Source organism: Henriciella mobilis (genome assembly GCF_003576315.1).
GTDB lineage: Bacteria > Pseudomonadota > Alphaproteobacteria > Caulobacterales > Hyphomonadaceae > Henriciella > Henriciella mobilis.
This window is the reverse complement of sequence record NZ_QWFZ01000003.1, coordinates 895,742-908,213: the sequence shown is the minus strand read 5'-3', so window position 1 is coordinate 908,213 and position 12,472 is coordinate 895,742. Positions and strand designations below refer to the sequence as shown.

The 12,472-nt window shown below is 63.1% G+C and carries 16 protein-coding genes; 13 read left to right on the top strand and 3 right to left on the bottom strand.

Translation table 11 applies throughout. The features are described 5' to 3' along the window. Positions 1–33: 33 nt before the first annotated feature. The 6 genes from D1227_RS04700 to rpsP all read left to right on the top strand — a co-directional run bounded on the left by D1227_RS04700 (position 34) and on the right by rpsP (position 4,552). Positions 34–597, top strand: coding sequence for a peroxiredoxin (locus D1227_RS04700; RefSeq protein WP_119376252.1), 564 nt, complete (start codon positions 34–36; stop codon positions 595–597). Between the two features lie 134 nt (positions 598–731). Then, positions 732–1,262, top strand: a complete 531-nt coding sequence (locus tag D1227_RS04695; protein ID WP_119376253.1) for a carboxymuconolactone decarboxylase family protein — start codon at positions 732–734, stop codon at positions 1,260–1,262. Between the two features lie 123 nt (positions 1,263–1,385). Continuing rightward, entirely contained in the window at positions 1,386–1,985 is a 600-nt protein-coding gene (locus D1227_RS04690; protein ID WP_119403954.1) for a GNAT family N-acetyltransferase, read from the top strand. Positions 1,986–2,176: 191 nt separating this feature from the next. Continuing rightward, positions 2,177–3,652 carry a signal recognition particle protein gene (ffh, locus tag D1227_RS04685; RefSeq protein ID WP_119403953.1) on the top strand — a complete coding sequence of 492 codons (1,476 nt, stop codon included), beginning with the start codon at positions 2,177–2,179 and terminating at the stop codon, positions 3,650–3,652. Further along, the gene (locus D1227_RS04680) at positions 3,649–3,939 is read left to right on the top strand and encodes a chorismate mutase (RefSeq protein ID WP_119403952.1); all 291 of its coding nucleotides are present in this window, start codon (positions 3,649–3,651) and stop codon (positions 3,937–3,939) included. Before ffh ends, D1227_RS04680 begins: the two co-directional genes overlap by 4 nt. A 136-nt stretch (positions 3,940–4,075) precedes the next feature. Further along, positions 4,076–4,552 (top strand): 30S ribosomal protein S16, encoded by a 477-nt coding sequence (gene rpsP, locus D1227_RS20445; protein ID WP_119376257.1) that lies wholly within the window; start codon positions 4,076–4,078, stop codon positions 4,550–4,552. Between the two features lie 81 nt (positions 4,553–4,633). Here the strand turns inward: rpsP and D1227_RS04670 are convergent, their stop codons facing one another. Then, the gene (locus D1227_RS04670; RefSeq protein WP_233349578.1) at positions 4,634–6,484 is read right to left on the bottom strand and encodes a long-chain-acyl-CoA synthetase; all 1,851 of its coding nucleotides are present in this window, start codon (positions 6,482–6,484) and stop codon (positions 4,634–4,636) included. Positions 6,485–6,554: 70 nt separating this feature from the next. Here D1227_RS04670 and D1227_RS04665 point away from each other — a divergent pair, with 70 nt between their 5' ends. The 6 genes from D1227_RS04665 to D1227_RS04640 all read left to right on the top strand — a co-directional run bounded on the left by D1227_RS04665 (position 6,555) and on the right by D1227_RS04640 (position 11,242). Further along, positions 6,555–7,430, top strand: coding sequence for an acyl-CoA thioesterase (locus D1227_RS04665; RefSeq protein ID WP_119376258.1), 876 nt, complete (start codon positions 6,555–6,557; stop codon positions 7,428–7,430). Between the two features lie 91 nt (positions 7,431–7,521). Next, positions 7,522–9,402: an ABC-F family ATP-binding cassette domain-containing protein gene (locus tag D1227_RS04660; RefSeq protein WP_119376259.1), complete on the top strand. Its 1,881-nt coding sequence runs from the start codon at positions 7,522–7,524 to the stop codon at positions 9,400–9,402. A gap of 134 nt (positions 9,403–9,536) precedes the next feature. Beyond that, positions 9,537–10,295, top strand: a complete 759-nt coding sequence (locus D1227_RS04655; protein WP_119403951.1) for a phosphodiester glycosidase family protein — start codon at positions 9,537–9,539, stop codon at positions 10,293–10,295. After that, positions 10,292–10,528 carry a DUF2164 domain-containing protein gene (locus D1227_RS04650; protein WP_119403950.1) on the top strand — a complete coding sequence of 79 codons (237 nt, stop codon included), beginning with the start codon at positions 10,292–10,294 and terminating at the stop codon, positions 10,526–10,528. The genes D1227_RS04655 and D1227_RS04650 overlap by 4 nt, the downstream gene beginning before the upstream one ends. A gap of 74 nt (positions 10,529–10,602) precedes the next feature. Continuing rightward, positions 10,603–11,037 carry a hypothetical protein gene (locus D1227_RS04645; RefSeq protein WP_147373259.1) on the top strand — a complete coding sequence of 145 codons (435 nt, stop codon included), beginning with the start codon at positions 10,603–10,605 and terminating at the stop codon, positions 11,035–11,037. Next, a complete protein-coding gene (locus D1227_RS04640) occupies positions 11,030–11,242 on the top strand; it encodes a helix-turn-helix transcriptional regulator (protein ID WP_119376263.1) in 213 nt (70 codons plus the stop codon). The genes D1227_RS04645 and D1227_RS04640 overlap by 8 nt, the downstream gene beginning before the upstream one ends. Here D1227_RS04640 and D1227_RS04635 read toward each other — a convergent pair. After that, complete coding sequence (locus D1227_RS04635; RefSeq protein ID WP_119376264.1) at positions 11,239–11,451, bottom strand: hypothetical protein; 213 nt, start codon at positions 11,449–11,451, stop codon at positions 11,239–11,241. The two genes, D1227_RS04640 and D1227_RS04635, sit on opposite strands and share 4 nt — an antisense overlap. Before the next feature lie 163 nt (positions 11,452–11,614). Between D1227_RS04635 and D1227_RS04630 the strand changes: the two genes are divergently transcribed. Continuing rightward, positions 11,615–11,959: an ArsC/Spx/MgsR family protein gene (locus D1227_RS04630; RefSeq protein WP_119376265.1), complete on the top strand. Its 345-nt coding sequence runs from the start codon at positions 11,615–11,617 to the stop codon at positions 11,957–11,959. A gap of 1 nt (position 11,960) precedes the next feature. Here D1227_RS04630 and D1227_RS04625 read toward each other — a convergent pair whose 3' ends face one another. Beyond that, positions 11,961–12,353, bottom strand: a complete 393-nt coding sequence (locus tag D1227_RS04625) for an MAPEG family protein (protein WP_119376266.1) — start codon at positions 12,351–12,353, stop codon at positions 11,961–11,963. Positions 12,354–12,472 lie beyond the last annotated feature (119 nt).

Sequence of the window (12,472 nt, the reverse complement as noted above, 5' to 3'; positions counted from 1 at the left end):
TATGCATAATAGTTCACAGTGAAAGGACCTCCCATGCTTGGAATTGGCGAAAAGATCCCGGAATTCAAAGTCGTCGGCGTGAAGCCGAAATTCATGCAGCACGAGCAGAACGGCGAGAGCGCATTCGAAGAGATCACGCAGGACAGCTTCGAGGGCAAGTGGAAGGTCATCTTCTTCTACCCGAAGGACTTCACCTTCGTCTGCCCGACCGAGATCGCCGAATTCGGCCGCCTCGCCGGTGAGTTCGAAGACCGCGATTGCGTTGTCCTCGGCGGCTCGACCGACAATGAGTTCGTCAAGCTTGCCTGGCGCCGCGACCACCAGGACCTGCACGAACTGCCAATCTGGCAATTCGCCGACACGACCGGCTCGCTGGTCGACGGCCTCGGCGTGCGCAACCAGGAAGAAGGCGTCGCCTATCGCGCGACCTACCTGGTCGACCCGCATGGCGTCATCCAGCACGTCTACGTCAACAATCTGAATGTCGGCCGCAACCCGCAGGACACGCTGCGCGTCCTCGACGCCCTGCAAACCGACGAGCTGTGCCCGTGCAACCGCGCCATCGGTGGCGACGTTCTGAACATCGCGGCTGAATAAGGTTTCTGTCTAAACGCGGCAGCCTACCTGCCGCCTCCATCATCATGACAGACAACTGGCGCCGCCTCTGACCTGCTCAAGGGCGGCGCATTTTTCTCGACCTGCAACTTATCAGACATTCTGGAAGTCTTTTTATGACGATCGACACACTGAAGTCGGCCCTGCCCGACTATGCCAAGGACCTGAAGCTCAATATCGGTTCGCTCTCCAATGAGACGATCCTCGACGATGAGCAGAAATATGGCTGCATGCTCGCCTGCGCCTATGCGGTCGGTTCGCCGGACATCGTGAAGAACATCGCCGCCGAGGCCGAAGGCAAGCTGAGCCCGGAGGCGGCCAAGGCTGCCAAGGCCGCCGCCGCCATCATGGCGATGAACAATGTCTATTACCGCTCGGTCCACCTGGTCTCGAACGACACCTACAAGACACTGCCCGCCCGCCTGCGGATGAACGTCATCGGGGCGCCGGGCATCTCCAAGGCGAATTTCGAACTGTTCTCGATGGCCGTGTCCGCCGTGAATGGCTGCGGCATGTGCCTCGACGCGCATGAAGCCGAGCTGCGCAAGGCTGGCATGACATCGGAACAGATCCAGGCCAGCCTGCGTATTGCGTCCGTCATCAACGCCGTGGCGTGCGTCCTGCAAGCGGAGACCGCCGCGGCCTGACCGGCTCGAATCGAGACTGGCCGGGGCGCACCGCAGGGTCGGCTCCCGCCGGTAAATTATAGTTAAGGAATGGCCCGGCCGCGTGTTGCAAGGCGATGGCGGCTGAGCCACAATGCGAGCGAAATGGAACTCGGCGCCCCCGGACTGGAAACCAGCCTCATCAGGCTGGAAGCGCTCGGTGCAAAGCACCGGCCCGCGCTGCTCGAATGCGGGGTGGCCGACGATATCTGGAAGCTGATGCCGCTCATACCAGAGGGCAATTCTCCCGAAGCCTATTTCGACTACACCATGCGGATGGGCGAATTGGGAACCGGCCAGGCCCTTGCCGTGATCGTGCGCGAAACCGGCGCCTTTATCGGCATAGCGGCCTATCTCTATCCCAACCGGCTGAACCGCCGCGTACGGATCGGCTACACATGGATCGATCCGCGCTACCGGGGCATCGGCATGTCGGCGCATATCAACTATCTGATGCTGAAACGGGCGCTCGAATGGCGCGCGCGGCGCGTCGAATGGATGATGTCGATGCGCAGCGAACAGGCCATCGCCGTCATGGACCGCTGGGGCATGGTGCGCGAAGGCGTCCTGCGCGCCTATTCGCGCATGGCTGATGGCAGCTGGGCCGACGTCGTCGTCTATTCCCTGATCGCCGATGAGATTCGCGCGACGTTGATGCGGATGGGCGGCGAGATCGGCGAGCTCGAAGCCGCGCCGGGCGCTTGATTTCAAGCGGCTATCGTGCTTTAGGGCGCATCTTAAATCACGCGCAAAAGGTACAAGCGCACTTTTCCAGGGCCATGAACCTGGCGAAGTCCCTGCTCGGCGACGTTTCGCTCAGCGAGGTCGCGACGCTTTGCGCGAACGGTATGAGCGCTTACCTGTAAGGCAATTGCAGGCAAGCATGGAGTGACGCGATGTTCGACGCGCTGACAGACCGCCTAGGCGGCATATTTGACGGACTGACCGGGCGCGGCGCCCTGTCGGAGAAGGACGTCACGGCTGCGCTGCGCGAAATCCGCGTGGCGCTGCTGGAAGCCGATGTCGCGCTGCCGGTCGTCAAGGACTTCATTTCCAAGGTCAAGGAACGCGCGGTTGGCGAGGAAGTCATCCGTTCGGTGAAGCCCGGCCAGCAGGTCATCAAGATTGTGCATGACGGCCTGGTCGACATGCTCGGCGGACCGGATGCGGAAACGCGCCTGCGCGTCGACAATCCGCCATCGGTGATCATGATGGCCGGCCTGCAGGGCTCGGGTAAGACCACCACCACCGGCAAGATCGCCAAGAGACTGGCCGATCGCGACAAGAAGAAGGTCCTCCTCGCCTCGCTCGACGTGCGCCGTCCGGCCGCGATGGAGCAGCTCGCCATCCTAGCGGACCAGGCGGGCGAGAACGTCAAGTCGCTGCCCATCGTCGAAGGCCAGATGCCGGCCGAGATCACGCGCCGCGCGCTGCAGGCGGCCAAGCTCGGCGGCTATGATGTCCTCTTCCTCGATACCGCCGGCCGCACGAGCATCGACGAACAGATGATGGCCGAGGCCTCGGAGATCGCAAAGATCGCCGAGCCGAAGGAAACCCTGCTCGTTGCTGACGCGCTGACCGGCCAGGACGCGGTCGAGACGGCCAGGCGCTTCCATGAACGCCTGCCGCTGACCGGCCTTGTGCTGACCCGGATGGATGGCGATTCGCGCGGCGGCGCGGCCCTCTCCATGCGCGCAGTGACCGGCCTGCCGATCAAGTTCCTCGGCACCGGCGAGAAGCTCGACGGGCTCGATGCCTTCGATGCGAAGCGGCTGGCCGGCCGCATCCTCGGACAGGGCGACATCGTCTCCCTCGTGGAGAAGGCCGGCGACCAGTTCGACCAGGAAAAAGCCGAGCGCATGGCGAAGAAGATGCGCAAGGGCGAGTTCGACCTGAACGACCTTGCCGACCAGCTTCGACAGATGCAGAAAATGGGCGGCCTTGGCGGCATCATGGGGCTCCTGCCGGGTGCCAAGAAGGCCAAGCAGGCCATGGCGTCGGCCAATATGGATGACAACATGATCAAGCGTCAGGAGGCGATCATCTCCTCCATGACGAAGAAGGAACGCGCCAAGCCGGCCCTGCTTAACGCGTCCCGCCGCAAGCGCATCGCCGCCGGCGCCGGCGTCAGCGTGCAGGACGTCAACAAGCTCCTGAAGATGCACCGCCAGATGGCGGACATGATGAAGAAGATCGGCAAGGGCGGCATGAAGGGCATGATGAACGCGCTTGGCGGCGCGGGCGTGTCACAGGCCGACATTGCGAAAATGGGTCAGGGCGCAGCGCTGCCCGGCGGCATGGGCGGCGGCCAGCTCCCCGGCCTCGGCGGCAGCGGACTTCCCCCCGGCATGGGCGGAGGGAAGAAGAAGTGACAGCCCTCCCCGAACTCGAGCGCCTGCGCGCCAGCATCGACAATATGGATGCGATCCTGCTGCATACGCTGGCCGAGCGCTTCAAGCTGACCCAGCAGGTCGGCGTGCTGAAGGCCGAGCATGACCTGCCGCCGGCCGACAAGGCCCGCGAGGCGCGCCAGATCGAGCGGCTGCGCCAGCTCTCGGTGGAAAGCGGGCTGGACCCGGCTTTCGCCGAAAAATTCCTCAATTTCATCGTGGCCGAAGTCATTCGCCACCACGAGAAAATCCGGGAGGGCCAGGAATGAGCCTCCCACAAGAACACGCCCCCGACCTTGCCCTCCACAAGCAAGGCGCAGGCGCAGTGGCCGCTGGCGCCAGCCAGCGATCAGCCACGAGCAAGACACTCACGAAGACGCCATAAGACACTTAAGGAGATACACCATGGCTCTCAAAATCCGGCTCGCCCGCGGCGGGTCCAAGAAACGCCCCTTCTACCGCGTTGTCGTCGCTGACTCGCGCGCCCCGCGCGATGGCCGCTACATCGAGAAGATCGGCACCTATGATCCGCGCCTGCCCAAGGACTCGGAAAACCGCGTCCAGATCGACGGCGAAAAGGCCGCCGAATGGGTCAAGAAAGGCGCCAAGCCGACTGACCGCGTCGCGCGCTTCCTGAGCGCCATCGAAGTCGACGGCAAGCCGGTCGTCGCCTGGGAGCATGGCAACAACCCGCAAAAGGGTGAGCCGGGCACGAAGGCGAAAGAGCGCGTGCAGGAAAAGGCTGACAAGGAAGCTGCCCGCAAGGAAGCTGAGGAAGAAGCCAAGAAAGCTGCCGAGGAAGCCAAGAACGCACCGGCTGAAGAAGAAGCCCCTGCCGAAGCAGAGGCTGAAGCCGAAGCTGAAGAGGAAAAGGCCGAGTAAGGCCCTTTCCTTTCGAGAGACACTGAAGGCCGGACGGGCAACCGTCCGGCTTTTTTTGTCTGCAGGTTACGCTACCAAGTCCTAGAACCGCACGCCGCCATTTCCGATCTTGCGGAATTCCTCAGGCGTCAGGCGGACATATTCGCCGGTCTCGGGATCGTGGTACCAGACTGGATCCTCGACGGCTTCCGGGTCGAAGCCCTGTTTGGCGAGGTCCACCTTGCGGTATTTGAACGTGCCCGTCGTCTCGGCCTGCTGCTGCTCGCGGATGAAGACCGGAACGGCATATTTCGGCAGGCGCGCGGACAGACGGTCGAACAGGTCCTTATAGTCGAGATAGCCGCTGACCGTGACCGAGGCCATGCCGGCCTTGCCTTCGGTGCCCGGCACGGTGACGCCATAGACATTCGCCGTCTCGACACCCGGCACCTGCGACAGCGCTTCGGCGACTTCATTGGTCGAGACATTCTCGCCCTTCCAGCGGAACGTGTCGCCCAGCCGGTCGACAAAATAGACATAGCCATGCGCGCCCTGGCGCATCAGGTCGCCGGTGCGGAACCACATGTCGCCCTTTTCAAAGACATCGCGCAGCACCTTGGCTTCGGTGTCCTTCGGGTCATTGTAGCCCTCGATGCGCGTGCGGGCATCCTCACCGATCCGGCCGATGGCTTCGCCCGGCTCACCGATCGCGGCGCGCTGGCAGAGGCCATCCTCGCCGCGCAGGGGTTGTCCGGTCTCGACATCGTAGCGCACGAAGGCGATGTGATCGAAATGCTTGGCGGCATAAGGCGGGATCCGCCCGCAGGCGCCCGGCGTGCCATCGAAGTTCATGAGCTTCACATTGCTCTCGGTCGAGCCGTAGAACTCGATCATCTTGCCGACGCCGAACCGGGTGCGGAAATCTTCCCAGATGTCCATGCGCAGGCCATTGCCGAAGCCGCAGCGCACCTTGTGCGCGCGCTCCATTGCGCTTTCCGGCTGGTTGATCAGATAGCGGCAGAGCTCGCCGATATAGACGAAGGTCGTCACGCCATGGCGCACGCAGTCTTCCCAGAAATGGCTGGCCGAGAATTTGCGCCGCAGGATGACTTCGGCGCCAGTATAAAGCGCGATGCCGACCCCACACAGCCCGCCCGTGGCATGGTAGAGCGGCAGGGTGACATAGACCTTGTCCTTCGCCGTCGTATTGCAGGGCGAAATGAAGGTCCGCATCATCGAGCGCACCCGTGCATGGGACATCTTCGCAGCCTTGGGCAGGCCCGTCGTGCCGGAGGTGTAGAGATAGAAGCAGATGTCGCGATTGGTCAGATGCGCGCGCAGCTCACGCGATGGCCGGTCGCTGCTGTGGTGATCCAGATCGGCCGCAAGGTCCTCGCCCGCCGAGCCGCCAAGCGACCAGACAGACGGCGCCCCGGTCAGGAAGGGTTTGGCACTCTCGACCTGCGCGTCCTGCTCCTCGCCGGTAATCACTGTCTTCGCGCCGGCAATGTTGATGCAGTGCGCCAGGCCCTCGCCCGACAGGTTGGAATTGATCAGGGCGGGGATGACGCCGATCTTGGTGAGGCCGAACCAGGCGGCGACATATTCCGGACGGTTCTCCATGAAGATGGCGGCGCAGTCGCCTGCCGCAAGACCTTCCGACAGGGCCCAATGGGCGACGCGGTTGGCCATTGCATCCAGCTCGCCATAACTCATCTGGCGATCCTCGAAGCGGAAGGCGACACGGGCCTGATGGCGGTCGACCGCTGCTTCCAGATCGTCTGCCAGGAGGTCGGCGGACTCGTTCGTGACCGGGTCGAGCCACTTCTTCGCGCGCAGCAATACGTTGATCGCGGTCCATTCCCGCTTCACAGCGTCAAACATTTCCATCACCATCATTCCAGTTTCCGGCGCGGTGCGGGGATGGGCTTTTGCCTGCTTCTGGCCCCGCATGCCGGTTTCCACGTGCAGCCCGGGATGCTAAGCGCGCGTGGTTAAGATCTGATGGGAAAGCCTATTGAATATGACTGACGCTGTTTCCGAATTGTTAGCCCTTCTCGAAGTCGAGCGGCTGGAAGTCGACCTGTTCCGCGGCTTCACGCCCGAGCATGAGGTTGGCCGCGAACGTGTCTTCGGCGGGCAGGTGATCGCCCAGGCGCTGGCGTCGGCCTACCGGACCGTGAAGGATGACCGGCTCTGCCATTCCCTGCACGCCTATTTCATTCGCCCGGGCGACCCGAAGATTCCCATCATCTATGAGGTCGACCGCTCGCGCGATGGCGGCAGTTTCACCACCCGGCGCGTCGTCGCCATTCAGCACGGCCAGCAGATCCTCAACATGTCCGCCTCCTTCCATGTCCACGAGGATGGCTGGGACCACCAGCACAAGATGCCCGAGGTGAAACAGCCGGAAGAACTGAAATCCCGGGCTGAACTGGCCGAAGCGTTCAAGGACAAGATTCCCGCCGACCAGCTGGCCCACTGGACGCGCCCGCAGCCTTTCGAGATGAAGGAAATATCGGCGATCAACCCGTTCGACCCGAAGCCGAAATCGGATGTGAACCATGTCTGGCTGCGCACGATGCGCGAGGTCGATATCAGCGCGCCGATGCACCACTGCCTGATCGCCTATGTCAGCGACATGAACCTGCTCGGCTCCAGCCTCCGCCCGCACGGCCTGCACTGGCTGAACCCGAAGCTGATGACGGCGAGCCTAGACCACGCGATCTGGTTTCACGCCCCCATCCGGGCCGACCAGTGGCTGCTCTACACGATGGACAGCCCGAAGGCGGGCAATGGCCGCAGCTTCAATCGCGGCTCCATCTACACCCGCGACGGCAAGCTGGTCGCCTCGACCGCGCAGGAAGGCCTGATGCGGAAGCTGACGAAGAAGAAGTAGGGCCGTTTACCGGGGGAGCGCCCTTCGGCCTCAATCCGTCACTCGCCTTCGCTCTTGAAGCCGCCCCGCTGAAGCCTTAGCAGGCCCCATCATGCTTACGATCGACAACCTCACCTACCGGATCCAGGGCCGGATGCTGCTCGATGGCGCCTCGGCAACGCTGGCGGCTGGCTGGAAGGTGGGCCTGATCGGGCGCAACGGGACCGGCAAATCGACCCTGCTGCGCCTCATCCGCGAGGCCGACGAGGATGCCGACGCCGCCATCCGGATCGGCAAGGCCGCCAAGCTCGGCTGGGTGGCACAGGAAGTCGAGGCCTCGGACCGCACCCTGCTTGACGAGACGCTTCAGGCCGACACCGAACGCCACGCCCTGATGCAGGCTGCCGAGACCGAAACCGATCCGATGAAGCTTGCCGAAGTGCATGAGCGCCTGACGGCCACCGACGCCTGGTCGGGCGAAGCGCGGGCCGCTTCGATCCTCACCGGCCTCGGCTTTTCGCAGGCCGACCTTGGCCGCGCCTGCAGGGAATTTTCCGGGGGCTGGCGGATGCGCGCGGCCCTCGCCGGCGTGCTCTTTGCCGAGCCGGACCTGCTGCTGCTCGACGAGCCGACCAACTATCTCGACCTGGAAGGCGCCGCCTGGCTGGAAAGCTATCTGAAGCGCTATCCGCATACCGTGCTGCTGGTCAGCCACGACCGGGAACTGCTCAACAATGCGGTCACGCATATCCTCGCGCTGGAGCACCTGAAGCTGACCGTCCATGCCGGCAATTATGACAGCTGGCAGAAGAAACGCGCCGAGCAGCTCGCCCTGGCGCAGGCCCAGAAGGCCAAGCAGGACAAGCAGCGCGCTCATCTGCAAAGCTTTGTCGACCGCTTCCGCGCCAAGGCCTCGAAGGCGACGCAGGCCCAGTCGCGCATCAAGATGCTGGAGCGGATGCAGGATATCGTCATCCCGCTTGAGGAACGCACCCATCCCTTCAACTTCCCGGACCCTGAGAAGCTGGCTTCGCCGCTCTTCGTGCTGGACGATGCCGATCTTGGTTACACGCCCGGACAGCCGGTGCTGCGCGGCGTGAACCTGCGCGTCGACAATGACGACCGGATCGCGATTGTCGGGGCCAACGGCCAGGGCAAGTCGACGCTGGTGAAGGCGATTGCCGGCCGGCTAAAGCTGCTGGACGGCAACCGCGTGGCCGCGCCCAAGGTGGAAATCGGCTATTTCAGCCAGGACCAGCTCGATGAGCTGTCGGCCGGCCAGAACGCCATCGATCATGTCCGGCGCATGCGCCCGAACGCAACCGAGGGCCAGCTGCGCTCCATTGTCGCCCAGATCGGCTTCAACCGCGACAAGGCGGAAACAAAGGTCGAGAAGCTGTCGGGCGGGGAGAAGGTCCGCCTGCTGCTCGGCCTGACGGCGTTGAAGACCCCGCATATCCTGATCCTCGACGAGCCGACGAGCCACCTCGATATCGACTCGCGCGAGGCGCTGATCCTCGCGCTGAACGAGTATCAGGGCGCAGTGCTGCTGATTACCCACGATGTCTATCTGGCCGAGGCAACCGCTGAGCGGTTGTGGCTGGTCAATCAGGGGCGGGCGGCGCCCTATGATGGCGACCTGTCGGACTATCGTGCGCTGGTGCTGGCAGCCGACAAGTCCCGCGAGGGCGGTGGCGCGCCGGCCCTGCTTCCGCCGCCGCCTCCAGCGCCAAAACGCTCGGAAACCGAGATCCGCCGCGCCACAGCCGACATCCGCAAGCGGATTTCAGCCGCAGAGCGCGAGATGGACACCCTGCAGGGCAAGCTCGCGGCACTGGACAAGAAGCTCGCCGATCCGACGCTGTATGACCGCGATCCGGCTGAAGCGCAGTCGCTCGGCAGTGAACGCGACAGGCTCGCGGACGCGCTCAATGCGGCCGAGCAGGCATGGCTCGAAGCCAATGAGGCCTATGAAGCCGAGGCCTCGGCCTGATCGCAGCCGAAGCCTCGGGAATGCCACAGTTTCCGGGCAGTTGATCGATCAGGCGAACCCTTCCATTTCAGAGGGATCGGAATCGTTTCGAGGGCGTTGATCCCTCAGGAAAGGCGGCAGATTTGCGCAAACCGATGACAGGCTGGCTGGGAGCGGTTGGCGCCGGTTTGCTGGCGGCGGGCCTGTCGGCTTGTGACCTGCCGGTCCGCAATGAGGCCGGCGACCATTGCCGCGAGCTGACCTACAGATCGAACCCCTATGTCGTGTGCAGTTTTGACGCGGCGCGCGAGGATATCCGCCTTTTCTATACCGGCGATGACGGCGTGCCCTACCTGCAGTTCGACGCCCTGGCCGAGGCCGTCGAAGCCGATGGCGGCACGCTCGTCTTCGCGATGAATGGCGGCATGTATCATGATGACCGCCGCCCGGTCGGATACCTGCGTACCGGCTCCGGCGACACCGCCACGGTCAATACGAATGACGGGCCCGGCAATTTCCACATGAAGCCGAACGGCGTGTTCTGGATCGATGAGGGCAAGGCGGGCGTCAGCGTATCGGAGGCCTATCTCGCGGCAGGAATCGACCCCGACTATGCGACCCAGTCCGGCCCGATGCTGGTCATCGACGGCGATATCCACCCCTCGATCAATGCCGACGGCACATCCCGCAAGCGGCGCAATGGCGTCGGCGTGAGCGAGGATGGCGAGACGGTGTATTTCGCGATTTCGGACGGCGCGGTCACCTTCCACGAATTTGCGAGCCTGTTCCGCGACAGGCTGGATGCGCCGAACGCCCTCTTCCTCGACGGGCAGGTCTCGCGCCTCTATGCTCCGATGATCGGACGAAACGAGCCCGGGCTCGATATGGGTCCGATTGTCGGGGTGGTGGAATGAAGCAGATCCAGCTCAGTGACGAACGCCGCGACGCGCTGATCGGCCATCTGCAGACGCTGTTCTCGACAGAATTCGACGAAACCCTCAGCGATTTCCGGGCAGGTGAAATCCTCGACCGGATGCTCAAGACGCTTGGCCCCACCGTCTACAACCAGGCGGTCGAGGATGTCCGCGCGCATCTCCAGACCAAGCTCGATGACCTCAATGGCGAGGTCTATGTCGATGAAAACTAATTGCAGAATGTAACCTTGACGTTACTTTCAGAAGCGCCCATTGTGTAACGCGAAGGTTACACAGAGGCATGCTCATGACAAACACGGAAAAACTCTCGGTCCGCCGGCGCTGGCTGCTCATCCTGCTGGGGCTGTCTTTTGCCATCTGGACGCTGGCCGATCTTGAGGTTGCGGAAGCCTATGCCGCAGACGGTCATGGCTGGATGGCGCTGCTTGGCGCGGCGGCCGGTCTGGTCTGGGTCGCCGGGCTCTTGTTTTTTACGTTCTCCTTTGCCCGCTCCAAGCTCGATCCTGCGTCGAAAGCCGCGCTTGAGGACGAACTTGTCGAGCAGAACCGCAAGACGTCCTTCTCGATTGCATACAGCGTACTGATCCTGCTGACGGTGACGTTCTTTCTCCTCTCGCGGATGACAGAACTCAACGCGAAGGACACAGTGACCGTCCTGCTGACCGCAGGCATCGTGACGCCGATGTTCACTTTTGCCTGGCTGGAGGGAAAGGGTGCCTGACCATCCAGACCTTGCCACGTCGCTGAAGGATTACCGTCAGGCCGCCGGCCTCACCCAGGCAGATCTTGCCGCAAAGGTTTCAGTCAGCCGCAAGACGATCAACACGATCGAAAATGGCGTCTTTGTCCCGACAACCGTGCTCGCCCTCAAACTGGCGCGCGCCCTCGGCTGCCGGGTCGAGGACCTGTTCAGCCTGAGAGACTAGTCGCCATCGTTCAGGTCGCGGATGGCCTCGTCGGTCTCACGAGCCATCTCCTCGGCAGCCTGGCTGGTCTCCTCGGCCGCTACACCCATGATCCGGTCCATGCGGGCCCCGGCTTCGGCAAAGGAGCCTTCGGTGATCCGGAAGAAGATCAGCAAGACGAGAAAGACGGAAGCGAAAAGGACGATAAGTCCGTACAGAAATTTGCCCATGGCGTGATGTTCCCTTGGTCTGGCCGGCTGCCTTGAGCGGCCGGCTTCCTTGCCATGGTTAACCCGCAAGGCGCCGACGCGTTCCGCGCTGACGCTTGGCAAGACCGGCAAATGACCCGATATGCCCCGTCAGATATCCGGAACACGAGATGAGGAGCGCGCAATGGCAAACCTGACGCTTTACGGCCTGAAGAACTGCGACACCTGCAAGAAGGCGATGAGCGAACTCGACAAGGCCGGCCATGATGTGGCGATGGTCGATATCCGCGCCGATACCGACCTCGCCTCGAAGGTCCCGCAATGGCTGAAGGCCGTCGGCCCGGACGCGCTGGTCAACAAACGCTCGACGACCTGGCGGGGCCTGTCGGAGGCCGAGAAGGCCGCCGTCGAACAGGGCAAGGCCGAAAAGCTGCTGATCGCCAATCCGACACTGATCAAGCGCCCCGTCATCGAGACAGGCGCCGATGTTCATGTCGGCTGGACCAAGGATGTGCAGGCGGTCTTCTGAGCTAGACCACCACATACCACAGGCAGGCGATAACGGTCGCGAGCATCACGACGAGCGACAGGAGCGTGCCCCACATACGCCCGGGCGATCCGCCGGACGAGCCGCCAAGGCCGACGGCATGCAGCACCCGCGCGAGGAATAGCGTTGCGCCGAGCGCATGCACCAGCCAGACCGGTGCGCTGAGCAGGGCAAGCCCGACAAGCCCAACGAGCGTCACCGGCACGTCTTCGACGGCATTACCCTGCACACGCTGGGCGCGCTGGACAGGCTCCTTGCCGCCATCGCCGAACATCACTTTCTCTTTCGCGCGCACGCGCCCGACATTCATTTTCAGCGCCAGCATCAGGAGCAGGCAGAGCGCCGTGTAGAGTACGGCGGCTTCAATCGCGGTCATGGATCAGTCCTCCCTTTATTGCCGTAGAGCTTCACCGGCTTCGCAGCGCGCCGTCAATTCAAATCACAAGCGCCAGGGTGGACTTCGCGCGGCGCGGCCTATCTACTTTCCACCAAGGA